General features: G+C 34.2%; 24 protein-coding genes. 23 read left to right on the top strand and 1 reads right to left on the bottom strand.

What is annotated here, in order from left to right:
• Positions 1 to 21 precede the first annotated feature (21 nt).
• The 22 genes from AB4Y30_RS05085 to AB4Y30_RS05190 all read left to right on the top strand — a co-directional run bounded on the left by AB4Y30_RS05085 (position 22) and on the right by AB4Y30_RS05190 (position 21,036).
• Positions 22 to 435, top strand: a complete 414-nt coding sequence (locus AB4Y30_RS05085; protein WP_368654407.1) for a TIGR03826 family flagellar region protein — start codon at positions 22 to 24, stop codon at positions 433 to 435.
• 64 nt (positions 436 to 499) lie between these two features.
• Positions 500 to 763, top strand: coding sequence for a flagellar biosynthesis anti-sigma factor FlgM (flgM, locus tag AB4Y30_RS05090; protein WP_368654408.1), 264 nt, complete (start codon positions 500 to 502; stop codon positions 761 to 763).
• A 21-nt stretch (positions 764 to 784) separates the two neighbouring features.
• Positions 785 to 1,267: a flagellar protein FlgN gene (locus tag AB4Y30_RS05095; protein WP_368654409.1), complete on the top strand. Its 483-nt coding sequence runs from the start codon at positions 785 to 787 to the stop codon at positions 1,265 to 1,267.
• Between the two features lie 19 nt (positions 1,268 to 1,286).
• Positions 1,287 to 2,831: a flagellar hook-associated protein FlgK gene (gene flgK, locus AB4Y30_RS05100; protein ID WP_368654410.1), complete on the top strand. Its 1,545-nt coding sequence runs from the start codon at positions 1,287 to 1,289 to the stop codon at positions 2,829 to 2,831.
• Between the two features lie 11 nt (positions 2,832 to 2,842).
• Positions 2,843 to 3,733: a flagellar hook-associated protein FlgL gene (gene flgL, locus AB4Y30_RS05105; RefSeq protein WP_368654411.1), complete on the top strand. Its 891-nt coding sequence runs from the start codon at positions 2,843 to 2,845 to the stop codon at positions 3,731 to 3,733.
• A gap of 303 nt (positions 3,734 to 4,036) precedes the next feature.
• Complete coding sequence (locus AB4Y30_RS05110) at positions 4,037 to 4,609, top strand: DUF6470 family protein (protein WP_368654412.1); 573 nt, start codon at positions 4,037 to 4,039, stop codon at positions 4,607 to 4,609.
• A gap of 21 nt (positions 4,610 to 4,630) precedes the next feature.
• Positions 4,631 to 5,065 carry a flagellar assembly protein FliW gene (fliW, locus tag AB4Y30_RS05115; protein ID WP_368654413.1) on the top strand — a complete coding sequence of 145 codons (435 nt, stop codon included), beginning with the start codon at positions 4,631 to 4,633 and terminating at the stop codon, positions 5,063 to 5,065.
• Positions 5,066 to 5,067: 2 nt separating this feature from the next.
• Positions 5,068 to 5,295 carry a carbon storage regulator CsrA gene (csrA, locus tag AB4Y30_RS05120; protein ID WP_368654414.1) on the top strand — a complete coding sequence of 76 codons (228 nt, stop codon included), beginning with the start codon at positions 5,068 to 5,070 and terminating at the stop codon, positions 5,293 to 5,295.
• Between the two features lie 83 nt (positions 5,296 to 5,378).
• Positions 5,379 to 5,720, top strand: coding sequence for a flagellar protein FlaG (locus tag AB4Y30_RS05125; protein WP_368654415.1), 342 nt, complete (start codon positions 5,379 to 5,381; stop codon positions 5,718 to 5,720).
• Positions 5,721 to 5,735: 15 nt separating this feature from the next.
• Positions 5,736 to 7,265, top strand: coding sequence for a flagellar filament capping protein FliD (gene fliD, locus AB4Y30_RS05130; RefSeq protein ID WP_368654416.1), 1,530 nt, complete (start codon positions 5,736 to 5,738; stop codon positions 7,263 to 7,265).
• Between the two features lie 25 nt (positions 7,266 to 7,290).
• A complete protein-coding gene (gene fliS, locus AB4Y30_RS05135) occupies positions 7,291 to 7,698 on the top strand; it encodes a flagellar export chaperone FliS (protein WP_368654417.1) in 408 nt (135 codons plus the stop codon).
• Positions 7,698 to 8,057: a flagellar protein FliT gene (locus tag AB4Y30_RS05140; protein WP_368654418.1), complete on the top strand. Its 360-nt coding sequence runs from the start codon at positions 7,698 to 7,700 to the stop codon at positions 8,055 to 8,057. Before fliS ends, AB4Y30_RS05140 begins: the two co-directional genes overlap by 1 nt.
• A gap of 189 nt (positions 8,058 to 8,246) precedes the next feature.
• Positions 8,247 to 8,798 carry a ribosome-associated translation inhibitor RaiA gene (gene raiA / locus AB4Y30_RS05145; RefSeq protein ID WP_368654419.1) on the top strand — a complete coding sequence of 184 codons (552 nt, stop codon included), beginning with the start codon at positions 8,247 to 8,249 and terminating at the stop codon, positions 8,796 to 8,798.
• 298 nt (positions 8,799 to 9,096) lie between these two features.
• The gene (locus tag AB4Y30_RS05150; protein ID WP_368654420.1) at positions 9,097 to 9,231 is read left to right on the top strand and encodes a hypothetical protein; all 135 of its coding nucleotides are present in this window, start codon (positions 9,097 to 9,099) and stop codon (positions 9,229 to 9,231) included.
• A 748-nt stretch (positions 9,232 to 9,979) separates the two neighbouring features.
• Positions 9,980 to 12,493 (top strand): preprotein translocase subunit SecA, encoded by a 2,514-nt coding sequence (gene secA / locus AB4Y30_RS05155; protein ID WP_368654421.1) that lies wholly within the window; start codon positions 9,980 to 9,982, stop codon positions 12,491 to 12,493.
• Between the two features lie 151 nt (positions 12,494 to 12,644).
• Positions 12,645 to 13,743, top strand: a protein-coding gene (gene prfB / locus AB4Y30_RS05160; protein ID WP_368654422.1) for a peptide chain release factor 2 whose coding sequence is annotated in 2 segments (ribosomal slippage) — positions 12,645 to 12,707 and positions 12,709 to 13,743 — 1,098 coding nt in all. Because the reading frame shifts where the segments join, the coding sequence is not laid out codon by codon here.
• A 184-nt stretch (positions 13,744 to 13,927) separates the two neighbouring features.
• Positions 13,928 to 14,254 carry a cytochrome c551 gene (cccB, locus tag AB4Y30_RS05165; protein WP_368654423.1) on the top strand — a complete coding sequence of 109 codons (327 nt, stop codon included), beginning with the start codon at positions 13,928 to 13,930 and terminating at the stop codon, positions 14,252 to 14,254.
• A gap of 590 nt (positions 14,255 to 14,844) precedes the next feature.
• Positions 14,845 to 15,531 carry a cell division ATP-binding protein FtsE gene (ftsE, locus tag AB4Y30_RS05170; RefSeq protein ID WP_368654424.1) on the top strand — a complete coding sequence of 229 codons (687 nt, stop codon included), beginning with the start codon at positions 14,845 to 14,847 and terminating at the stop codon, positions 15,529 to 15,531.
• Positions 15,521 to 16,411 (top strand): permease-like cell division protein FtsX, encoded by an 891-nt coding sequence (gene ftsX, locus AB4Y30_RS05175; RefSeq protein WP_368654425.1) that lies wholly within the window; start codon positions 15,521 to 15,523, stop codon positions 16,409 to 16,411. The genes ftsE and ftsX overlap by 11 nt, the downstream gene beginning before the upstream one ends.
• Before the next feature lie 53 nt (positions 16,412 to 16,464).
• Positions 16,465 to 17,982: a murein hydrolase activator EnvC gene (locus AB4Y30_RS05180; protein ID WP_368654426.1), complete on the top strand. Its 1,518-nt coding sequence runs from the start codon at positions 16,465 to 16,467 to the stop codon at positions 17,980 to 17,982.
• Positions 17,983 to 18,184: 202 nt separating this feature from the next.
• The gene (locus AB4Y30_RS05185; protein ID WP_368654427.1) at positions 18,185 to 19,648 is read left to right on the top strand and encodes a S41 family peptidase; all 1,464 of its coding nucleotides are present in this window, start codon (positions 18,185 to 18,187) and stop codon (positions 19,646 to 19,648) included.
• Between the two features lie 209 nt (positions 19,649 to 19,857).
• A complete protein-coding gene (locus AB4Y30_RS05190) occupies positions 19,858 to 21,036 on the top strand; it encodes a PDZ domain-containing protein (protein WP_368654428.1) in 1,179 nt (392 codons plus the stop codon).
• Positions 21,037 to 21,218: 182 nt separating this feature from the next.
• Here AB4Y30_RS05190 and AB4Y30_RS05195 read toward each other — a convergent pair whose 3' ends face one another.
• The gene (locus tag AB4Y30_RS05195) at positions 21,219 to 22,133 is read right to left on the bottom strand and encodes an endonuclease I family protein (protein WP_368654429.1); all 915 of its coding nucleotides are present in this window, start codon (positions 22,131 to 22,133) and stop codon (positions 21,219 to 21,221) included.
• Between the two features lie 319 nt (positions 22,134 to 22,452).
• On the opposite strand from AB4Y30_RS05195, the gene uvrB reads away from it, so the two are divergent.
• Positions 22,453 to 24,432 carry an excinuclease ABC subunit UvrB gene (uvrB, locus tag AB4Y30_RS05200; RefSeq protein ID WP_368654430.1) on the top strand — a complete coding sequence of 660 codons (1,980 nt, stop codon included), beginning with the start codon at positions 22,453 to 22,455 and terminating at the stop codon, positions 24,430 to 24,432.
• Positions 24,433 to 24,437: the final 5 nt, after the last annotated feature.

The raw sequence follows: 24,437 nt of genomic DNA on the forward strand, positions 1-24,437 counted from the left end.
GAAGAGCAGGTGGGATTGGACATGGCAGAATTAGCAAATTGTTACAATTGTAATGCAGTATTTGTTAAAACCGCGAGAAATATTTGTCCGAAGTGCTTTGCGGAGGAAGAAAAGGCTTTTGAGGTAGTTTACCAATTTATTAGAAGAAGAGAAAATCGAGAGGCAACTATTTCGGAAATCGTGGAAGCTACTGGAGTAGAGGAAAAATTAATTATAAAATTTGTAAAGGATAAACGTCTTCGTACAACGATGTTCCCTAATCTGTCTTATCCATGTGAGAAATGTGGAACGAAAATTGTAACAGGTCGTTTATGTCAAGAATGCTCAGAGAAAATTATTAAAGATGTCTATTTACATGAATTAGAAGAAAAGGCAATGGAAAAAGAGAGAGAAAGAATTAACACATACTATACATTAGATAGAGATAGAAAATAAATTGCAATAAACGCTTTATAAAGAGTGAATATATACCGATAATAAGATAAATAGGGGTGATGAAATGAAAATTCAGGGACCTAATTTTTCTAAAATCCATGCATATCAAAATCAAATGCAGGTAAAAAAAGAACAAGCGAAAGAACATGTGTCTAAGGAAGATAAATTAGACATATCGAATGAGGCAAAAAAATTACAGATGAATCAGCAAAAAACTGAAGAACGAGATAACCATATTCAAAATATAAAAAGCTCGATAAAATCCGGATCGTACGAAATTGATTATCAAAAAACAGCTAAAAAAATGCTTAAGTTTTGGTCGAGGTAATTCTAGAGGGGAGAAAATATTTTGTCTACACAATCCATTATCGCTGTTCTTCAACAACTTATAGAAATTCATCAAGATATGATTAAGCTGTCGGAAGAAAAAACAGAGATTATTAAAGAAGGATCCGTTGAAAAATTGCAAAAACAGCTTGTGCGAGAACAAAAGTTAATTCGCTTATTGGAGCAAGCTGAAAACAACCGTCAGCAGGAAGTTATAAGTTGGTATCGGCAAGCTGATAGACCACTCGAAGAAATAACGATTACAAATATTTTAAATGTTTTAGAGGATGAAGAAGAACGAAATGCGCTAGAAGAGGCAGCAGTGCAATTAGCAAATGCAGTGATGAAATTAAAACAGCAAGAGCAATTGAATCATTCCTTATTACAGCAGTCTATGCAATTTGTACAATTCTCTTTAAATATGATAAATCCAACAATTGAAAATTTTAATTATGGAAATCAACAAACAGGTAATAATAGATCTGTTTTTGATTCAAAAGCATAAATGATAAAGGGGTACATACATGAGTACATTTCATGGTTTAGAAATGGCAAAGCAGGCATTGTACGCTCAACAGTCTGCGCTATACACAACAGGACATAATATATCAAATGCCAATACAGAGGGGTACACAAGGCAACGAGTAAACTTTCAAACAAACACTCCATTTCCATCTCCAGGACGAAACCAACCAAGTATTCCTGGACAAGTCGGTACAGGAGTTAAAACAGGATCCATCCAACGTATTCGCGATAAATTTTTAGATTTTCAATACCGTGCTGAGCAAAGTAGGGCAGGATATTGGGATACAAAATCACAAGCGTTAAGCCGTATGGAAGCATTATTGAATGAACCATCAGATAGCGGATTATCAAAAACAATGAATGATTTTTGGGATTCCTTGCAGGATTTAGCTCTTCATCCAGATAGCGCTGGAACTAGATCTGTTGTTGCTCAACGGGGAATTGCAGTATCGCAGACGTTTAACCATTTATCAGAGAGCTTACATGCCATTAGAAATGATTTGCGTAACCAAATTGATCATACTGCTGAAGATGCGAACTCTTTACTACGCCAAATTCACAGTCTTAATGAACAAATTAAGAAAGTAGAACCACATGGATATTTAACAAATGATTTGTATGATGAACGGGATCGACTTGTAGATGAACTATCACAAATGATGAACATTCGCGTTTCCTATGAAAAAAGTAGTGAGAGTGCACTAGATATTGCAGATGGCTTAATAACTATTGAATTGGTAGATAGTAAAGGGGCTTCTTTAGCTGGTGGACCAGTTTATTTAATGGAAGGAACAAAAGAGTATCCAGAAGGGCATTTCGATGATGTTATCACGATTGAATATGAACCGGATAATCAGAACCCAGATGCTGTTTCAGCAATTAAAATTAAAGATTTTGATCAGTTAGATGATTTAGCATTCATGGACACAATCGGCTCATTAAGAGGTTTGATAGAATCTTATGGATATATGGATAATGGGGAAGTTCAGGGCGAATATCCAGGAATGATTGAACAACTCGATCAAATGGCTTTTGAATTTATTAATGAATTTAATCGTGTGCATCGATTAGGTTATGATTTAGAGGGTGAACCTGGTGAGGACTTCTTTGAGAACTTAACAGATGTAAAGGATGCCGCTAAAAATATCGCTGTCCGTCAAGAGATTGTTGATAATAATAAATTAATCGCAGCAAGTGATGAAGAGGATGTACAGGGAAATGGTAGAAACGCTCTTGCATTAGCTGCGGTGTTTGACGGAAAGTTAACTGGATTAGATGGAAAATCACCGAGAGGTTTTTTTGAAGCAATAATTGGAGATTTAGGGGTAAGAGCTGGAGAAGCTAATCGGATGAAAACAAATACAGAGATACTTCGTTCACAAATTGATGAAAGCCGTATGTCAGTTAGCGCTGTGTCTATTGATGAAGAATTAGTCAATTTATTAAAATTCCAGCATGCTTATAACGCAGCAGCGAGAAGCTTAACAGCAATAGATGAAATTTTAGAAAAAATCATTAATGGCATGGGATTAGTAGGAAGGTAAGGTGCATATAAATGCGAGTAACACAAGGAATGCTTTCTAATAATATGCTTCGTAATTTAATGAATAGCCAAAACAAAATGGATAAATACTTCACACAGCTATATACTGGGAAAAAAATCAGTCGTCCATCTGATGATCCTGTAGTAGCAATGAAGGGAATTAATCACCGTACACAAGTAGCAGAAATTGAGCAATACAAACGCAATATTGGTGAAACACATACATGGATGGATAATTCGGATGCTGCATTAGATAAGGCAACACAGGCAATGCATCGTTTAAATGAACTGGCTGTTCAAGCAAATAATGGAACATATGATGAAGAAGAATTTATTAGTATTAAGGAAGAGGTAAAACAATTAAAAGAACATCTTGTTGATATTGCTAATACAAATGTTAATGGAAAATATATTTTTAATGGAACAAATACAAATGAAAAACCGATTTCCATGACAAATGGAGAGATTGATAGCATTGAGTATAATACAAACCCTATTTTAATTGAGGTTTCTAAAGGTACATCTATTCCTGTAAATGTAGATGGTTCTAAAGTCTTTGGGCAAGATTTCTTTGATAAATTAGATAATTTCATCGAGTCTCTTGATGCCCTTGGAAATGATGAAGTTAGTGATATTGATGAAAGTATTGAAGACATCAATGAAATGATGAATGGTATTGTGAATACACGTGCAGAGTTAGGGGCACGTATGAATCGTATGGAGCTTGTGGAAAATAGAGTGAAAGAGCAAGAAATAATTGCGACGAAGACAATGTCAGATAATGAAAATATTGATTTTGAAGAAGCAATTACAAATTTAATCACACAAGAAAGTTTACATCGAGCTGCTTTATCAGCAGGTTCAAGAATTATTCAACCAACGCTAATAGACTTCCTAAGATAAGGTGATAATCAATCTCTATAGCCCTGAGCCCGATTGGGATATCAGGGCTATAACATTTATATAATAGGGGATGTTCAAAAAGTCCAACAAAAATGACACGTCGAATTTCTGCGTTGACATCATTTTTCCCATACTCACGTATTTAAAAGCATAGAGGAACTTCTGTTAAAACCGCCCACGTCCTGTGGGCAACACAGAAGTCACCACATCCTGTGGAAGCCCGTTCGTAAAAATGATGTCGCCTTGAATTTCTTGGTCCTTTTTATCACCCTTTTTGAACACGCACTAATAGGGGGATTGAAAATGCAGTTTCCTCAAATACGTATGGAATCACAATTTGCTCAAATTAGTATGACACAGACATCTGCAAAGCTAGAGATTTCACAGCCAAAAGCTGAAATAGCTATGGAACAACCAAAAGCAGAGATTTCTATCCATACAGAACCAGGTAAATTGACAATTGATCAAACACAAGCCTGGGAAGCAATGGATTTGATGAATATAACGAGAAGAAATGAAAAGATTGCTCAAAAAGCTATCCAAGATGTATTAGCGGGTATGGAGAGAATTGCTAGACAAGGACAAGAATTAATGCAAATTGAAAATAATGGTAATCCAATTGTGTCTCAAGCCATTGAAAATGGTCATAGACAGCCAAAGTCAATTGGGCAAAACTACACTCCATTACCTTTCCCAGTGAAAATTAACTATGAGCCAGCAAGGGTACAAACAGGAATCATCGCTAATCAACCAAAAATTGATGTGGTCACTCATAAACCAGAATATACCTATCACCCGGGTACAATAGAGATCCAAATGAAACAGTATCATCAATTACAAATTGACTATGTAAATTTATTTTCAGATTCAATTTAAGAAAAAGGAGCATCAAAACTTATGATAGTTTTAACGAAGTATTTAGGAGAAATGAAAATTGATGAAGCTAATATTATTCATTTTTCTGGAGGGCTTCCGGGATTCTTAGAAGAGACAAAATTCATTTTATTAGATTTACCAGGAAATCCGTTATTTCAATTTTTACAATCCATTCAAACACCGGATTTAGCATTTATTGTTACAGATCCATATCATTATTATCAAGATTACCAATTTGAATTAGATGAGCAGATTTTAACGGCTCTGCAGATAGAGTCAGAAAAGGAAGTAATGGTTCGGGCAATTATTACATTAAAAGAACCTTTTACGGCAAGTACAATGAACTTAAAAGCACCAGTTGTTATCAATCCTATAAGCAAAGCAGGAAAACAATTTATTTTAAATAAGGAACAATATGAAGCTAAAACTCCTATTTTGCCAAAGGGAGGAGAATAAATATGCTTGTACTAACAAGAAAAAAAGGGGAAGCTATCCAAATTGGAGATCAGATTGAAGTGAAGATTCTTTCTATCGATGGTGACCAAATTAAAATTGGGATTAATGCTCCACAAGCTGTTGAAATTTTTCGTAAGGAAATCTATAACGAAATCCTTCAACAGAATAATGAAGCAGCAAATGTAAATGTCGATGTACTATCCTTATTAAAAAATAATGAGGAAAGTTAATTTTTTATACAGTTTATACAAAAACCTAAACATTTATCTTCTTATGTCGATATTATTGAAAAAGAGTAGGGAGTTGGATTGGCATGAAAATAGAGAATACATCAACACAACTATTTTTTTACCAAACATCTCTTTCTGTACAAGCACATAATTCAAATACAAAGGTACTAGAGGATGTTTACTATAAAGCAAATGTAGATCCAAAAGAAAATAAGAATGAGTTGGATATTAAAGCAAAAGACTCCAGTAATGAAACTTTTTCAAGTTTGCAATTTAAATATCATGAAGAGTTAAACGAATATTATGTGGCGGTTATTGATCCTTTAACCAATGAAATTATTAAAGAAATCCCGCCAAAGAATATGCTTGATAAATATGCTGTGAGAGTGAAATATATCGGCTTATTAGTAGATAAACGAGCATAAAAGGAGTGGGTAGCAATGGTTATGCGTATTGGTGGAATTGCATCGGGAATGGATATTGAAAGTATTGTAAATAAATTAATGGAAGCTGAAAGAATGCCATTAGAGCGGATGCAGCAAGATAGAACAACCTTAACATGGCAGCGAGATGCTTTTCGTGATATTAATAAAAAGTTATTAGAATTTGATAATTTAATGTTAAACATGCGATTAAGTAAGACATATCAATCCAAAAAAGTTACTTCTTCACAGGAGGGTGCAGTTACAGCTAGTGGTGTATCAACGACTCCGACTGGTACTTATTCAATTGAAGTGCAAAAGCTTGCTTCTAATGCGATGAATATTGGTCGAGAAATGGATATTGATCCAACGAAAACATTTAAGGAATTAGCGGATGAGGGCGTAGATGTTCCTTTAGGAGAATTTAAATTCTTCACGTTTAATGAAAAAGAGAACATGATGGAAGAGCACACTTTCACAATTACAGAGGATGATACCTTACAATCTGCTTTAAGACATATTAATAATGCTAGTGATAATATAAGTGCTTTTTATGATAAAGAGGCAAAACGTGTGGTATTAGAAACGTCTAGAACCGGAAATCATAATACAACAACTGAATTTAATGGAGCAGAAATTGGTTTTTACGCTGTTAACGAAGGTGAAGGTAAGGAGCAAAACAGATTCTTCACAGATTTTCTTAATCTCGACGCAACAAAAAGAGATGCTGAGGGGAATCTGATTAAAGCTGAAATTGGTGGAGAAAACGCTCGATTTGTTTATAATAATGGATTAGAAATAGAATCAAAGAATAATAAATATGAAATTAACAATATTACATTTGAATTTCATAACGTAACGAATGGTAATGCAAGAATCACCATTGTAAATGATACAGAAGTTGCGTTCGATGCCATTAAGAATTTCGTAGACAAATACAATGAGGTAATTGATTTGATCCATGGTTCACAACAAGAAGAAAGATTTCGTGATTTCCCACCATTAACAGCGGAACAGAAAAAGGAACTTTCGGAAAGTGAAATAAAACAGTGGGAAGAAAAAGCTAAAAGCGGCCTTCTTCGTGGAGAATCATTCCTAACAAATGGATTATCATCTATGCGTCAAAGCTGGTATGCGAAGGTAGATACAGATGGCGCCTATACCTCAATCACACAACTAGGTATCACAACAACGGCTGCATATTTAGATGGTGGAAAACTAGAAATAGATGAAGAGAAATTGATGCAGGCTTTAGAAAATGGAGCAGAGGATGTTAATAAGCTGTTTAACGGGCTAATTACAGGCTTACGTTCAAGTGTACAAAGCACGATGGACAGAGTGGAAGAACGTGCAGGAAAAGGAACTTCTACACTAGATAATTACACAATTGGTAAGAGAATGAAGGACTTAGATAAACGAATCACGGCATTTGAAGCACGTATGATTCGAGTAGAGAATAGACATTGGAGTCAATTTACGGCAATGGAAAAAGCTATTCAACAAATGAATAATCAATCCTCACAGCTGTTTGCTCAGTTTGGTGGATAGAAAAAGGTGTAAGGAGCGTATAAGCATGGCAATGAATAAACATTATGAGGCTTACCAAAATAATGCAATAACTACCGCTTCAGGAGGTCAGCTTACGTTAATGTTATATAATGGATGCATTAAGTTTATCAAGCAAGCAATGAATGATGTCAATGAAAAGAATTTTGAAGGCAAGAATACAAACATTCAAAAGGCCCAAGATATTCTTCAAGAATTAATGCTCACACTAGATCGTAACATCCCGATTGCTGCTGAACTTTTACCATTATATGAATATATGCATTTTCGCTTGACAGAAGCAAATATCCAAAACAGCTCCGCTGATTTAGAAGAGGTATTATCCTATGTGATAGATTTTCGAAATACGTGGAAGACTGTACTACAGACAGCAGGATCCAATCAAGCTACAACAATTAAGGATGCGCAAATATAATGAGTCCTTTACAAGCAATCTATCAAATTACGGTTAAATTAAATCAAACTTTATCTCAGCATATTACTTCGAAAAATCGAGAAGAAATAATTGAGGAAATTTCTAATCTTATTTCTCAAAGAGCTCTGTGGATGGAGAAAATTCAAGGTGAATCAAATTTTTCTACAGAGGAGAAAAAGCTAGGGCATGAAATAATGGAATTGAATTATCGTGTGCAGAAGGAAATGGAAAATTTATTCAATCAATTAAAAGTAGAAATGAAATCGACTCAGAAACAGAAAAAAATGAATAAGAATTATGTTAATCCATACGCTGACGTTCAACTAATGGATGGTATGTTCTTAGACAGCAAACAGTAAAACATAAAATGATTTCCTTGAAGATGAACAAAAAGAAAATTGTTCATCTTCTTTTTTCTATAAAAACGCTCAATACCAGTCTTTTAAGTTTGATTTTTCAAAATATTTTTATGGAATACATCGTTTTGCTAGAAAAACTTTACAAAAAAGTAGTATAATATATACAAAGATAAAAGGAGGACACTTATTATGAACTTTAACATTCGTGGAGAAAATATTGAGGTAACTCAGGCGATTCGAGATTATGCGGAAAAGAAAATTACTAAACTAGAAAAATACTTTGATGATAAGCCTACATCCGATGTACATGTAAGATTAAGTGTCTATAACAATGAACAAAGAATAGAAGTAACTATTCCAATGAGTGATTTACTACTTCGTGCAGAGGAGCAACATGTAGATTTATATGCAGCAATTGATTTAGTAATTGATAAATTGGAAAGACAGATTAGAAAATATAAGACAAAAGTAAATCGTAAATTAAGAGGAAAAGATTCACCTAAATTACTTGCAGCTGAAATCGCAGCAAATGGCGCTGCTAAGGAAGAAGAATCTTCTAATGAAATTGAAATTGTAAGAACAAAACGTTTTGATTTAAAACCAATGGATTCAGAAGAAGCTATTTTACAAATGGACATGTTAGACCATGCATTCTTCGTATTTACAAATGCTGTTTCAGGTGACACAAATGTAGTTTATCGACGCAAAGACGGTAAATACGGATTAATTGAACCGAATTAAATTAAATAAAATAGATGTGTTAAGGCGTCCTCAGAAATTTGAGGACGTCTTTTAGCTTATCATTAATTAATTTATAATATTGATAAAATTCATCGGTTTTTGTCGAATGTTATACAAAAAATAAAATCCTGAAAAAGAAAATAAAAAAAGATTGCTAGATTTTCAAGTATAGATTTACAAAAGTAAATTTTAGTGATCGAAATTTGTCGATTAGAATCAAATTAAAGTGAAATTGTAGTCTTATTTTTCGAAATGTTTATGTTATAAATAAAGAAATAAAAAGAAGGAGGGAAGCTTAGTGACAAAATATGATCAACGGCATTTTGAAATGCTTGTCAATCAAGTGAATAGACATGAAGAAACGATTAAACAATTAATTGAAATTATTGCTGTAACAAATGGAAGGCTAACAGAGCTGATGAAAACTCATTAAATTAAACAACTCCATTTATTAATTACCCTCGAAAGCAATCCTTTCTAATTTGATTTACTCCGTTTTACCTTCTTCGTTTCACTTACTTCAAAAGAGTAGCTAATCCTCAATAGCTGCTCTTTTTTTGCATCTTAGAAAGAATGTTCAAAAAGCCCAATAAAAATGACGCATCCAACAGGGGACTTCGACTAAGTTCCGACACGTTCTGTGTCGAACGTCGAAGTCATCACAACACGCACAAGTCCGTTCCTCAAAGCTACGCCGACTTGAACTTAGGATGTACTAGTGCGGATGTTGCTCTCGTGCCGTTGCGAATTTAACTGATGACGTTCCTTTTTGAACACGTACTTAGAGGGAATTTGAATCATTTTGTATTATTTTTTTGAGAAAGGGTACAAATAGTGATACTTTGTTTTTATTAGATGATAAATGGGGTTTGAACTTGGTTGTTAACTAGTTGTATTAGGTTCTTACTTAATGTTATCATTAGAGAGGACATACTATGTCCGGTCAACTATTTTTAAATGGATAGTAGAAATATCTTATTTTAAAAATAGGAAATGTACCGCAATGTTATTCGCATAGAGGGAAAATGAAATGATGAGCATTTTAATCAATTCTAAATATAGCTAGAAAAAAACACTTGCACGAACTGAAATAAATTTGAACAAAAACTAATTTTTATTCTTAAAAGTTCGTATATTAGCTCTCTAAGGCGACATTGATATATATTGAGGAGCGTAAAAAAATGGCACAAATTTTAAAGAAAATATTTGGTGACGGCAACAAAAGACAAGTTAAACAACTTGAGAAGCGAGCTAATCAAATTGAAGCATTAGAACAAGAGTTTGAGTTGTTATCAGATAATGATTTAAAGAATAAAACATCTGAATTTAAAGCTCGATATGAAAATGGAGAAACTTTAGAAGATATGCTAGTAGAAGCATATGCAACAGTAAGAGAAGCATCTAAAAGAGTTTTGAAAATGCGTCCATACTATGTTCAGTTATTAGGTGCTATAGCCTTGCATGAAGGTAATATTGCAGAGATGAAGACAGGGGAAGGTAAAACATTAGCATCAACTATGCCTGTTTACTTAAATGCAATTGCTGGAGAAGGCGTACATGTTATTACTGTCAATGATTATTTAGCAGACCGTGACTCCACAGAAATGGGAAAGCTATATGAATTTTTAGGCATGACAGTAGGACTGAATCAAAACGGTTTATCAAAGGAAGAGAAACGTGAAGCATATGCTTGTGATATAACCTATGGTACAAATAATGAATTTGGCTTTGATTATTTACGTGATAATATGGTTCTTTATAAAGAGCAGATGGTACAACGTAAATTAAATTTTGCAGTTATCGATGAGGTGGACTCTATTCTTATTGATGAAGCGAGAACACCATTGATTATTTCTGGAACTGCTGAAAAATCTACAGCATTGTATCAACAGGCAAATTCATTTGTAGCAACGTTAAATCGTGAAACAGATTATACGTATGATGTGAAATCAAAAGGTGTGCAATTAACAGAAGAAGGTATTAATAAAGCAGAAGCGTATTTTAATATAGATAATTTATTTGATTTAAAACAAGTTTCCCTAACGCATCATGTTAACCAAGCTTTAAAAGCACATGCTGCGATGCATCGAGATACTGATTATGTAGTAGAAGAAGGCGAAGTAGTTATTGTCGATCAGTTCACTGGACGTTTAATGAAAGGAAGACGTTATAGTGATGGCCTTCATCAAGCAATTGAAGCAAAAGAAGGTTTACAAATCCAAAATGAAAGTATGACATTAGCCTCTATTACTTTCCAAAACTATTTCCGTATGTATAAAAAGCTATCAGGTATGACAGGTACTGCGAAAACAGAAGAGGAAGAGTTTAGAAATATTTATAACATGGATGTTATTGTAATTCCGACGAATCAACCAATTGTTCGTGAAGATCGACCAGATATGATATATAAAACGGCACAAGCTAAGTTTAAAGCCGTAGTAGAAAATATTAAACAGCGCCATGAACTAGGTCAACCTGTTCTTGTTGGTACGGTAGCTGTAGAAACATCAGAACTAATTTCAAAATTGCTTAAAAAAGCTAAAGTACAACATGATGTGTTAAATGCCAAAAACCACTATCGTGAGGCAGAAATCATCGAACATGCTGGCCAAACTGGAGCTGTAACAATTGCGACAAACATGGCTGGACGTGGAACAGATATTAAGCTAGGTGAAGGTGTCATTGAACTGGGCGGTCTAGCGGTTATTGGTACAGAACGACATGAATCAAGACGTATTGATAACCAGTTACGTGGTCGTGCAGGACGTCAAGGAGATCCAGGAATGTCGCAATTCTTCTTGTCTATGGAAGATGAATTAATGCGCCGTTTTGGTTCAGAAAATATGGCGAATATGATGGAACGCCTAGGTATGGGCGAAGACGAGGCAATAGAAAGTAAAATGATTTCACGTGCTGTAGAATCTGCGCAAAAACGTGTAGAAGGAAATAACTTTGATGCACGTAAAACAATCCTTTCTTATGATGATGTGCTTCGAGAACAACGTGAGATTATCTATAATCAGCGTTTTGAAGTAATCGAATCAGACTTGGAGAATTTAAATAAGATAATTGACCGAATGATTAACTCTGTCATAGAGCGTCAGGTTAATTTCCATACACAGGAAGATGAGGAAGAAAATTGGGATTTACAGGCAATTGTTGATTTTGCACATGGTAACTTAGTAAATACAGAGGACATTGCTGTTTCTGATATTAAAGGAAAAGATCCTTCTGAAATGATTGAATTGCTACTTGCTAAAGTGAAGAAACGTTATGATGAAAAAACAGAGGAATTATCTCCAGAACAAATGAAGGAATTCCAAAAAGTTATTTTACTTCGTACGGTTGATTCCAAATGGATGGGGCATATTGATCAAATGGATCAATTGCGTCAGGGAATTCATTTACGTGCTTATGCTCAGGACGATCCATTACGTGAATATCAGCTAGAAGGATTTTCAATGTTTGAAAACATGATTGCAAGTATTGAAGAAGAAGTTGTGAAATACGTAATGAAAGCACAGATTCAAGAAAATGTTAAACGTGAAGAAGTAGCTAGAAATACAAAAGCTGTTGCTGGCGGTCAAGCCGAACAACAAAAACGCAAACCATATGTAAGAAAAGTAAATATTGGAAGAAATGATCCTTGCCCATGCGGAAGCGGTAAGAAATATAAGCATTGTCATGGAATCTAAAAAAAGATAACAAGAAGGAAAGGTATCTGTAGTTAGTTACAGTACCTCCTTCTGTTTTTTATCTATCTTTTTGAACATGTACTTATAATGAATTATTAGAAAAAATCGGATGATAATTTTGTGATTTTTGTAGAAAATAGAGGTGAATAAGATGGAGTTAGTGGAAATTAAACAAGAATTGGATAAAATGACTTCTCGTATTGCTGAATTTAGGGGGTCTCTTTGACTTAGATCAAAGTAAAGTACGTATCCAAGAACTAGAGGAAGAAATGTCTGACCCTGACTTTTGGAATAATCGTGATACAGCTCAAAAAGTAATTAACGAAGCAAACCAACTCAAAAACCGTGTGAATACGATTGAAGAAATGACAGAACGTGTAGAAAATGCAGTAGTTTTACATGAGCTAGTTAAAGAAGAAAATGATGTTGAGTTACTAAAAGAGCTAAATGGAGAAGTAAATGAAATAGGTCAACATATTAATGAGTTTGAACTACAGATGCTTCTAAGTGAGCCGTATGATGCCAATAATGCAATTTTAGAATTACATCCTGGTGCTGGTGGTACAGAATCTCAGGATTGGGCGAGTATGCTGCTTAGAATGTATCAGCGTTGGGCAGAATCAAAAAATTATTCCGTCGAAACATTAAATTATCTTGCTGGTGATGAAGCAGGAGTGAAAAGTGTTACGCTACTGATTAAAGGACATAATGCATATGGCTATTTAAAAGCAGAAAAAGGAGTCCATCGTTTAGTGCGAATTTCTCCCTTTGATTCTTCTGGACGTCGTCACACTTCATTTGTTTCCTGTGAAATATCACCAGAAATGACTGAGGATATAGATATTGAAGTACGTCCAGATGATTTGAAAATTGATACGTATCGTTCAAGTGGTGCAGGTGGGCAGCATGTTAATACAACAGATTCTGCGGTTCGTATTACACATTTACCTACCAAAATTACAGTAACCTGCCAAAATGAACGTTCGCAAATTAAAAATCGTGAAAGTGCGATGAAAATGCTTAAGGCAAAATTATATCAGTTGGAAATTGAGAAGAAACAGCAGGAGCTAGCAGAAATTAGAGGAGATCAGAAAGAGATCGGTTGGGGAAGTCAGATTCGTTCGTATGTTTTCCATCCATACTCTATGGTGAAGGATCACCGAACTAATGTAGAGGCTGGAAATGTTCAAGCAGTAATGGATGGAGAAATAGATGTATTTATTGATGCATATCTCCGCTCACAAATGTAGCTTAATAAATCATGAAGATCTTTAGATTTCATGAAAATGTCATAAATGGAAAAATATTGATATATCAATGGTTTTCAGGGTTCTTCTGTAAAAATAACTGAGCTAGATAGTTTTAAAAAAATAGAACTAGGCTATAATAGAGTATGAAGGTTTTTATACTATATATGTGAAGGGGAAATTTAGTATGAAAAAATGGTTATTAATGATTTTAGTTGGAACTGCATTAGTACTTGGAGCTTGTGGTGGCGGAGATGATGATCAAACATCTGAAGGTGGTTCTTCTAACGGAGATGCTGCTGATGCTGAAGCAATTTACAAGAGCAACTGTACAGCATGTCACGGTGCTGACTTATCAGGTGGAGTTGGTCCTTCATTAGAGACTATTGGTGCATCACTATCGGCTGATGAAATTGCTGATATCATTGAAAATGGTACTGGTAACATGGGACCACAAAATGTAAGTGCTGACGACCGTGAGGTTTTATCAGAATGGTTAGCAGCTAAAAAGTAATTGATATTTGAAAACGTAATTAATGAAAACACCTTAAATATAGAACTCTATATTTAAGGTGTTTTCTTATTGCATAGGAATGTATAAATTTTTCTCCAGGTTAATTTTATTCAGAGGTAGCACTCTGCGCTTTTCGTTTTGTTTTAATAGTTTTATCTTTATAAAACAGATGATTTTCACTTTTAAATAAGTGACAATATTTCTCTTTTATGAAAAGAACCAATCTTCTGATTTACCATATATTCCCTAAAATATTACAAAAGATAACTAAAAACCATAATTGAAATGAAAATGTAATATTAGTTTCCCCAAAAAACTTGCTATAAAATGTTATACTAGATGGCAAATGTTTTGATAGATTTTGACAAAAAAATTTAAAGTTTTTAAAGTTAATTGATTTTAGAAGAAATTTGATGCTTCCTCAGAAAGAATCGTTGGTGTTATTTAGATAGAAAAAATGGAACTCCTCATTTGTTGCAGGTGTTTTTTGCTGTAAAAAGGTGTTTTGAGTTTAATAGAAAAATTGTTGATAACTAGGTAAACATGGTGAGATAGATTTTAAAAAGACTTGTAAATAAGGTGATTAATAGATGATTATAATGAAAGATATTTATAAAAAATATAATAATGGGGTTACAGCAGTAAACGGAATTGATGTACATATTGAACGAGGTGAATTTGTATATATTGTCGGGCCGAGTGGGGCAGGAAAGTCTACCTTTGTTCGGTTGATTTATCGTGAAGAAAAACCTACCTCTGGAGAATTAATAGTTGATGGGCAAGATTTAAGTAAGTTAAAAGAAAAGAATGTACCGTTTTTAAGAAGAAAAGTGGGTGTTGTTTTCCAAGATTTTAAATTACTTCCTAAATTAACAGCATATGAAAATGTGGCATTTGCTTTGGAAGTTATTGAAGAATCACCGAAAAATATTCGCAGTAAAGTAATGGAAGTTCTAGAATTAGTAGGATTAAAGAATAAATCTCGTTCACTACCATTAGAACTATCAGGTGGGGAGCAGCAGAGGGTAGCGATTGCTAGAGCAATTGTGAACAACCCAAAAGTAGTTATTGCAGATGAGCCGACAGGAAATTTAGATTCAGATACCTCTTGGGAGATTATGCGTATTTTTGAAGAAATTAATTTTCGCGGAGCAACTATTGTAATGGCGACGCATAGTAAAGAAATTGTGAACACGATGAAAAAACGAGTCATTGCAATAGAAAATGGAATTATTGCTAGAGACGAACACCGGGGTGAATATGGCTATGAAATTTAGAACTTTGAGACGTCATCTCCGCGAAGGTATTAAGAATATTTTCCGAAATGGTTGGATGTCATTTGCTTCCATTGCTGCGGTTACGATGACATTAATTTTAGTAGGTGCTTTCCTCGCTATTATTTTAAATTTAAATCAAATAGCGCAAAAGATAGAATCAGATGTAGTAGTGAAGGTTTTAATTGATATGACAGCAGATGAAGAAGAGATTCGTGAGCTAGGTGTTGCTATTCAAGGAATGACAGAAGTTGATGAAATTTCATTTATGTCTAGTGATGATGAGTTAGAAAACCTAAAAGAAAGTATGGGCGAAGGAAGAGCATGGGAGCTTTTTGAACAGGATAACCCACTGTATCATTCCTATGTGGTGCAAACAATCATACCGCAAGATGCTGAGAAAGTAGCAAAACAAATTGAAACATTCGATAATGTGCATCAAGTGAATTATGGACAAGATGTGGTTGAACCATTATTCCAATTTAATGATTATGCAAGAAATATAGGATTGGTAATTATTGTTGGTTTAGTGTTAACTGCTATATTCTTAATTTCTAATACGATTAAATTAACGATTATGGCAAGAGGTACCGAAATTGGGATTATGAAACTAGTAGGAGCGAAAAATAGTTTTATTCGTTGGCCATTTTTTATTGAAGGAATGTTCTTAGGAATTTTTGGATCGATTATTCCGATTACATTTATCATGACAGGATATTATTTCCTATACACGAGGGTCAGTGGTCAAACTAAATTTGCATTTATTGAGCTCCTCCCATTCCATCCATTTGCATGGCAATTATCATTAATTGTACTTGCTATCGGTACGTTCATTGGTATGTGGGGAAGTGTCATGAGTATACGTAAGTTTCTTAAAGTTTAATAGTATCAGAGAAATGTTTGGGGTATTTGAGAGGGAGGAGTACAAAGAAATCAATGAAGAAATTAGCATCAGTTTTAACGTTTGTATTTGTAGTCGCAGCGGTATGTTTGAATGGGGAATTGGTTTCGGCAAAGACAGTCAATGATATCGAAAAGGAAATTAACGAATTAGAGAATGAACAGCAACAGATTCAAGAGAAGAAAAATAATTTGGATCAAGATAAACGCACAACAGAGAATCAAATAGAAGGAAATATCAATGAACAAGAAACAGTAAATAAAGAAATACAAGAGCTTGATAAATCCTTAGTTGATACGACAACAAAAGTGCAAGAAAAAGAAAGAGAAATTGAAGAAACAAATAATAAGATTGACGAGTTAAATAAAGAGATTTTAACATTAGAGGATGAAATTGTTGAATTAGAAGATAAGATAGCGAAACGTGAAGTATTATTACGTGATCGACTTCGTTCTATTCAACAAAGTGGTGGAGAAATCTCCTATATGGCTGTTATCTTTGGAGCACAAAATTTTGTTGATTTAATTAGTCGCTCTTTAGTGGTCAATGACATAATGGATCAGGATAAAACTATTATGGAAGAGCAAGCAGCGGATATTGCAGCTTTAGAGGAGAAAACACAACGATTAACGGTAGCGAAAAAAGATGTTGAAGATCAAAAAGTTGCTTTAGAAACACAAAAAGAAGAATTTGTGGTATTAAAGGATCAGTTAAATAAACAAATTGCCCAAATGGAAGAAGTTAAAGAAGAGCTTCTTGGACAGCAAGAGGAATTAGAAGGGTATGCAATGAGCTTAGAAGAAGAGCAGCAAGTGTTAATGGACCAAGAAACAATTATTGCTCAAGCTAAAACAAGTGCTTTAAGTGAAAAAGCACAAATAGAAGAACAAATACGAATTGAAGCAGAAAAGCGTGAACAAGAAAGAATTGCAGAAGAGAAACGAAAAGCAGAACAAGAGCGAATTGCAGAAGAAAAACGACTTGAGGAGCAGGAGCGCTTAGAGAAAGAAAAAACTACGGTAGCGGCTGCTAAACCACAAGTAGAATCCGCTTCTAAAAGTAGTGCACCAGCTTCAAATAGCGAACCAAGCAGTGGTTCTAATGATAACTCTAGTAGTAATAATCCGCCACCTTCAAATGAGGGAGCTTCATCAGGAGGCGGAGGTAAGTTAAGTTGGCCAGCATCCGGGAGACTAAGTTCGACATATGGTTATCGCGATTTTAATGGTGGCGGTTTCCATTATGGTATTGATATTGCTGCGTCACAAGGAACACCGGTTTCATCATCTGCTCCAGGTGTAGTAACAAGAGCAAGTTATTCACCTAGCTATGGAAATGTTGTTTATGTTTATCATAGCGATTTGAATCTAACTACAGTATATGCTCATTTACATAGTATGTCTGTAAGTTCAGGACAACAGGTAAGTAGTGGCCAATCGATTGGTACTATTGGAAATACAGGTCAGTCATTTGGAAACCATCTTCATTATGAAGTACATGAAGGAGCATGGAGACAACATGGCGGAGTAGATCCGATGAAATACTTAAACTAGTTGAACATATGTATAATATAAGGACATTGCACAATTTTGTGTAGTGTCCTTTCATTATCAACATGGAAGAATGGGAAAATATCTGTTGAATGAAAATAAAATATTTAATGAATTTTTGATTCGTTATCTCTAGAGTATAAAAAAATACTTATATCAAGTATAATAAAATCAAACGTTCATAATACTGAGGTGAAAAAGAAACTTGAAAAAGATAAATATTGTATTTATATTTGTTGCAGCCCTAGCAATTGGATTTGTGGGAGCAATCGCTGGAGTAAAGGTTGCTGAACAATTTTTACCAAATGCGCAACAAAATATTGTATTACCAGATTCAAATGCGAATGAAGGAACTAATCAGGGAAGCACTACTGATAGCCATGCACAATTTGATAAATTAGCTCAAACATATGAGCTAATCAAACAATATTATATTGAAGATGTTGAAGATGAAGTACTAATAGAAGGTGCATTACAAGGGATGCTAGAGGCATTAGGTGATCCATATAGCTCGTATATGGACTTAGAATCCATGTCAAGATTTAATGAACAAATTGAAGCTTCCTTTGAAGGAATTGGTGCAGAGGTTAGTATGGTTAATGGAAAAGTAACGATTGTTTCGCCGATAAAGGATTCACCTGCAGAAGCTGCTGGGCTTCGTCCAAATGATCAAATTAACCGTATTGACGGAGATACAATTGAAGATTTAGATTTAAATCAAGCTGTGGAACGAATTCGTGGTGAAAAAGGAACAGAAGTAAAGATTGAAATTATTCGTCCAGGGGTTGAAAATCCTTTCGAATTAACTATTGTTCGAGATGAAATACCATTGGAGACTGTACATGTGGAAAAGGATGAGTCTGATGGTAAAAATACAGGAATTATTGAAATAAGCTCTTTTTCAGAAACAACAGCTGCTGATTTTGCAGAGGAGCTTTCGAAGTTAGAAGAAGATGGAATAGAAGGATTAGTAATTGATGTTCGAGGAAATCCAGGCGGTTTATTACAATCAGTAGAGCAAATTTTAGGTAATTTTGTTCCAGAGGATATACCGATTTATCAAATTGAGAGCGCAGATGGAGAAACTGTTTCTTACTACTCTGATCTACCAGAGAAAAAGCCTTATCCAATTACTGTATTAATTGATGAAGGAAGTGCCTCTGCCTCAGAAATTTTAGCAGTAGCATTAAAGGAAATGGGATATGATGTAATTGGTCTCACAAGCTATGGGAAAGGAACCGTACAACAAGCAGTTCCTTTAGGTGATGGAAGTACAGTCAAATTAACGTTCCAAAAATGGCTTTCTCCAGAAGGAAATTGGATTCATGAAAATGGTGTAGAGCCAACTATCGAACAAGAGCAACCAGAGTATTACCTTGTACATCCTGTTCAATTAGAAAATACAGCGAAGCTAAATGTAGAAGGAGATCATATTAAGAATCTACAGCAAATATTAATTGGTTTAGGTTATGATATGGAAGCAACAGGTATCTTTGATGTCCAAATGCAAAATGCTGTTAAAGACTTCCAGCAAAAGAATGATTTACAGGTTACAGGAGAAGTTGATCAACAAACAGGTGATTTATTGGAAGCTAAAATCATTGAAAAAATCCGTGATAAAGATGATGATTTACAGTTAAATAAAGCAATAGAAGCTTTGTATCAATAAGATATCTTATCCGAAAAATTCGCAACATCGTGTTGCGAATTTTTCATTATTAGGAGAAAACTTTCCAAAATTAAGATATAAGGTTTTCAAGCAAGTTTTCTTTAATTAGTGAATAACCTGTATTTATTTGGTAAAATAAAAAGAAGCGATATAATTGATAATAGGGCATATATCTTATAAAAGCTCGCTAAACCAAGGCGGTGAATAAGTTGTTGGAGATCTGGTTAATTGAATTATTAAAAGCAATAGGAAAACTATTTTTAAACCCTTTATTATATTGGACCTTTTTATTAGTATGGGTAGCGAGTAGTAAGCGAATTCATCATGAGCGTATGAATTTTGGTACAAAGATTTTTAATAGATTTTCAGAATTCAAAGGTACATGGGGTATTTCATTGATTATTGGATTAGTAGTCTCTCTACTAACAATTGGTGTAGGGATGGTCTTTTCCATAGAAACAATTTTATTATTAAGTGGAGTAATTATTTTATTAAGTATTTCTTTTCGTTTTACCTTGTTATCACCTAGTTATACGATTGGAATTACTTTCTTACTATTATTATTTGCACCTTTTCTGCTGGAATACCAAACCTATATAGAAGTAGATTTATTTTCAAAGGTTGATTTCACAACCGTTGCTATCTTACTTGGAGTCTTTTTAATTGTAGAAGCATTACTAACTAGACGTGTGAAAAGAAATGACACATATCCTAGTTTAGTACGTAGTCAACGAGGAAATTGGATTGGTCAGCATCAATTTAAGAAACTGCATTTAATTCCATTCTTTGTAATATTACCGGTTGGAGAAATAACATCTTTTGCAGCTTATTGGCCTTATTTTTCACTGGGAGAACAGACATATAGCTTTATTCTTGTGCCTTTTGTTATTGGCTTTGATTATAAAGTTCGTGGAATTTTACCAGAGATTGCAGCAAAGAAGGTTTCAAAAGGGATATTCTATCTTGGCTTTATTGTTCTCTTAATTGCAGCAGGTAGCATTTACATCAGCTGGTTATCTTTAGTTGCAGTCATTTTTGCTATCTTAGGAAAAGAATATATTAATTATTTGCAAAGAATTGAGGATCGAGATCGATCTGCTTACTATAATAAAGTGGCAGAAGGCTTGAAAGTACTTGCGGTCATTCCAAATACACCAGCAGATCGATTGAATATATTAGCTGGTGAGGTTATTGTAAAAGTAAACGATAAAAAAATTTATTCCATAAAAGAATTCTACCTAGCGTTACAAAATAGCGGTGCTTTTTTCAAACTAGAAATATTGGATGATAATAATGAGGTGCGTTTTGTCCAAAGTGCACTATATGAAGAGGATCATCATGAATTAGGAATTATTTTCCCTCAAGAACCACATCGTCAAAATAAATAATAGAAAACAATCAAAAATGGTTCTAATTATCAGAAATTGATAATTAGAACCATTTTTATATTTTGAAGCAAGGAAAAACGTAAGGCTAAGAGCATGATGCCTCATTCTGAGTTTTGGTACTCGGAGCGAGACATCCCTATCTTTGAATAAGAATTAATTTGTACAAAAGTTTACCTTTCTCTTTAAAAAGAAAAACGCAAATGATCAATCAAATCAGGAATATCGATAAAAGGATTGCGATTTCCTTGAATCTCATAGATTGCTTTATTACGATGCTTTTCATAAAGGCTTACAGGTTCTTGATGATGCCATTTTCTTAAAGTAGGCAGATGAATGCGTTTTAGGTGTTTTTTATGTATTGAATTTGGATAACGCAATAGGAAATAGAAGGTTGCGCGTGCAACGATACCTTTTCCATAAGCCGGTTCGAAACCACTTAAATCTTGTTTTCCGCATATTGATTCTTGTTGAACAGAACTGTTTGATGGATCATATTCATGGAAAGGATAGTTAGATCGTAAATTATTGCAAGTTGGTTCACAGACAAATAAATGATGTAAATCTCCTTTCATTGGTTCTTTTGCATGAAACCAAGATTGAGGAATAACATGTTCTGTGTTAAATCGGTGTTGCTTCGAAATATTCCGCAGTCTTTCAATCATTTCTTCATCAATCTCCTCATGGAGTTCATCTTGATGGAATAGTCGATGGTAGCTATCATAGCGCTTCTGAAGGGTAATAAAATCCTGTTCAATCATAGCTTGGGAATCGATTGGTTCTCCTGAATAAATACTAAATAATTTGCCATTAGGGTGTAAATCAACCCAAGTATATAGAAAATGGTCTTTACTGTAAAAATAAGGATAAATATTTTCATGCGTTTCAGAAACTAATTTATGATATTGTTTAAATAATACTTCTTTACGAATAGATATATTTTTATAATAGCTTTTAATCCAATGTCGATCTTCTTTTTCATGATAGTAAAGATCGGGATTATTACTAATTTGTTGTTGATAATTTAAGAGTCGATAAATGAAGTCCTCTGGATCACATCTTTTCATTTCTTCTAATGCAATAATTTCATTTTTTATCATCAAATCAGCCTCATTTCATACAACAAAGCTTCAAGTTTTCTAGAATTTGAAGTTTAAGTAATTCAGGTGAAAGTAATTTAATATCCTACCATATATTTTTAAAAATTTATGGTTGATTGCCCTGTAGTGGCTATATTATATCATGTTGACAAAATCTGTACTTCAATATTTTAAATGATTTACAATATATTTGAAAAACATTTTCGCGAATGTTTGTTCGTTTTTATGTTAAAATAGATTGTAGAAGTTGAAAATGGGAATAAGTATATAAACGAGTATGTGATACTTATTTTTACATAATAGATCGGAGGATTACTTCGTGAAAGATAAGTTTGAATTAGTTTCAAGATATGAACCAAATGGAGATCAACCAAAGGCAATTGACAGTTTGGTGGAAAGAATTCTAGCTGGGCAACGTCATTCGACGCTGTTAGGGGCAACAGGTACAGGTAAAACCTTTACTGTTTCTAATGTTGTTAATGAAATTCATCGACCTACATTAGTCATTGCTCATAATAAAACATTGGCAGGACAGCTGTATAGTGAGTTTAAAGAATACTTTCCAAATAATGCGGTAGAGTATTTTGTTAGTTTCTATGATTATTATCAACCAGAAGCTTATGTACCTTCAACAGATACATTTATTGAGAAGGATGCGAGTATTAATGATGAGATTGATAAGTTAAGACACTCTGCAACAGCAGCATTATTTGAAAGGCGCGATGTGTTAATTGTTGCAAGTGTTTCTTGTATCTATGGACTCGGGTCGCCTGTTGAGTATGGAAGTCATATGATATCTTTACGTGTTGGTATGGAGAAAGAACGGGATCAATTATTACGTGATCTAGTAAGCAACCAATATGCTCGTAATGATATTGACTTCCAACGTGGTACATTCCGCGTTCGTGGAGATTCTGTTGAAATTATTCCAGCATCTCGTACAGAACAATGTATTCGTATTGAATTTTTCGGAGATGAAATTGATCGCATACGTGTAGTTGATGCCTTAACTGGTGAAATTATTGGGGATATGGAACATGCTGTTATTTTTCCGGCGTCACACTTCGTAACAGGTGAAGAAAAGATGCGAGTAGCAATTGAGAATATCCGTACAGAATTAGAAGAACAGCTGGAGAAAATGCGTGCAAATAATAAGCTTCTAGAAGCACAAAGATTAGAGCAACGCACGAATTATGATTTAGAAATGATGAATGAGATGGGATTTTGCTCAGGGATTGAAAATTATTCGAGGCACTTAGCACATCGTCCAGCAGGTTCTACACCATATACTTTATTTGATTATTTTCCTGAGGATTTTTTAATCGTGATTGATGAGTCACATGCGACATTACCACAAATTCGCGGGATGTATAATGGGGACCAGGCTAGGAAACAAATGCTTGTAGACCATGGATTTCGTTTGCCCTCAGCACTGGATAACCGTCCTTTGAGATTTGAAGAATTTGAGGAGAAGGCAAATCAATTAATTTATGTTTCTGCTACTCCTGGACCATATGAGTTAGAGCATGCACCAGATGTAGTGGAACAAATTATTCGTCCAACAGGCTTGCTTGATCCTGAAATAGAAATACGCCCAATTGAAGGACAAATAGATCATTTAATTGGGGAAATTAATAAACGTACAGCTAAAGATGAACGAGTGCTTGTTACAACACTTACGAAAAAAATGGCTGAAGATTTAACAGATTACTTAAAAGAATTAGGGATGAAGGTTGCTTATTTACACTCAGAAGTAAAAACATTAGAACGAACAGAAATTATCCGTGATTTACGTAAAGGGAAATATGATGTCTTGATTGGAATCAACTTATTACGTGAAGGATTAGATATACCAGAAGTATCACTTGTTGCGATATTAGATGCAGATAAGGAAGGGTTCCTACGTTCAGAGCGCTCACTTATTCAGACAATTGGACGAGCAGCAAGGAATGAGCATGGACATGTTATTATGTTTGCAGATAAAATTACGGATTCCATGCGGGTTGCTATTGATGAAACAAATCGTCGTCGAGAAATTCAGCAAGCATATAATAAGGAACATAATATTACACCAAGAACCGTGAATAAAGGTATTCGAGAAGCGATCCGTGCAACGGTTATTGCGGATGAACAAGAGAAATATGAAGAAGAATATCAATTCACGAAGATGAATAAGAAAGAAAAAGCGAAGGTAATAGAGAAAATGGAAGCAGAGATGCGAGAAGCTGCAAAATTATTACAATTTGAACGAGCAACAGAACTACGAGATATTATTTTTGAATTAAAAGCAGAAGATTAAAAGAA

The sequence above is a fragment of the Ornithinibacillus sp. 4-3 genome, assembly GCF_040958695.1.
Classification (GTDB): Bacteria; Bacillota; Bacilli; order Bacillales; family Amphibacillaceae; genus CALAMD01.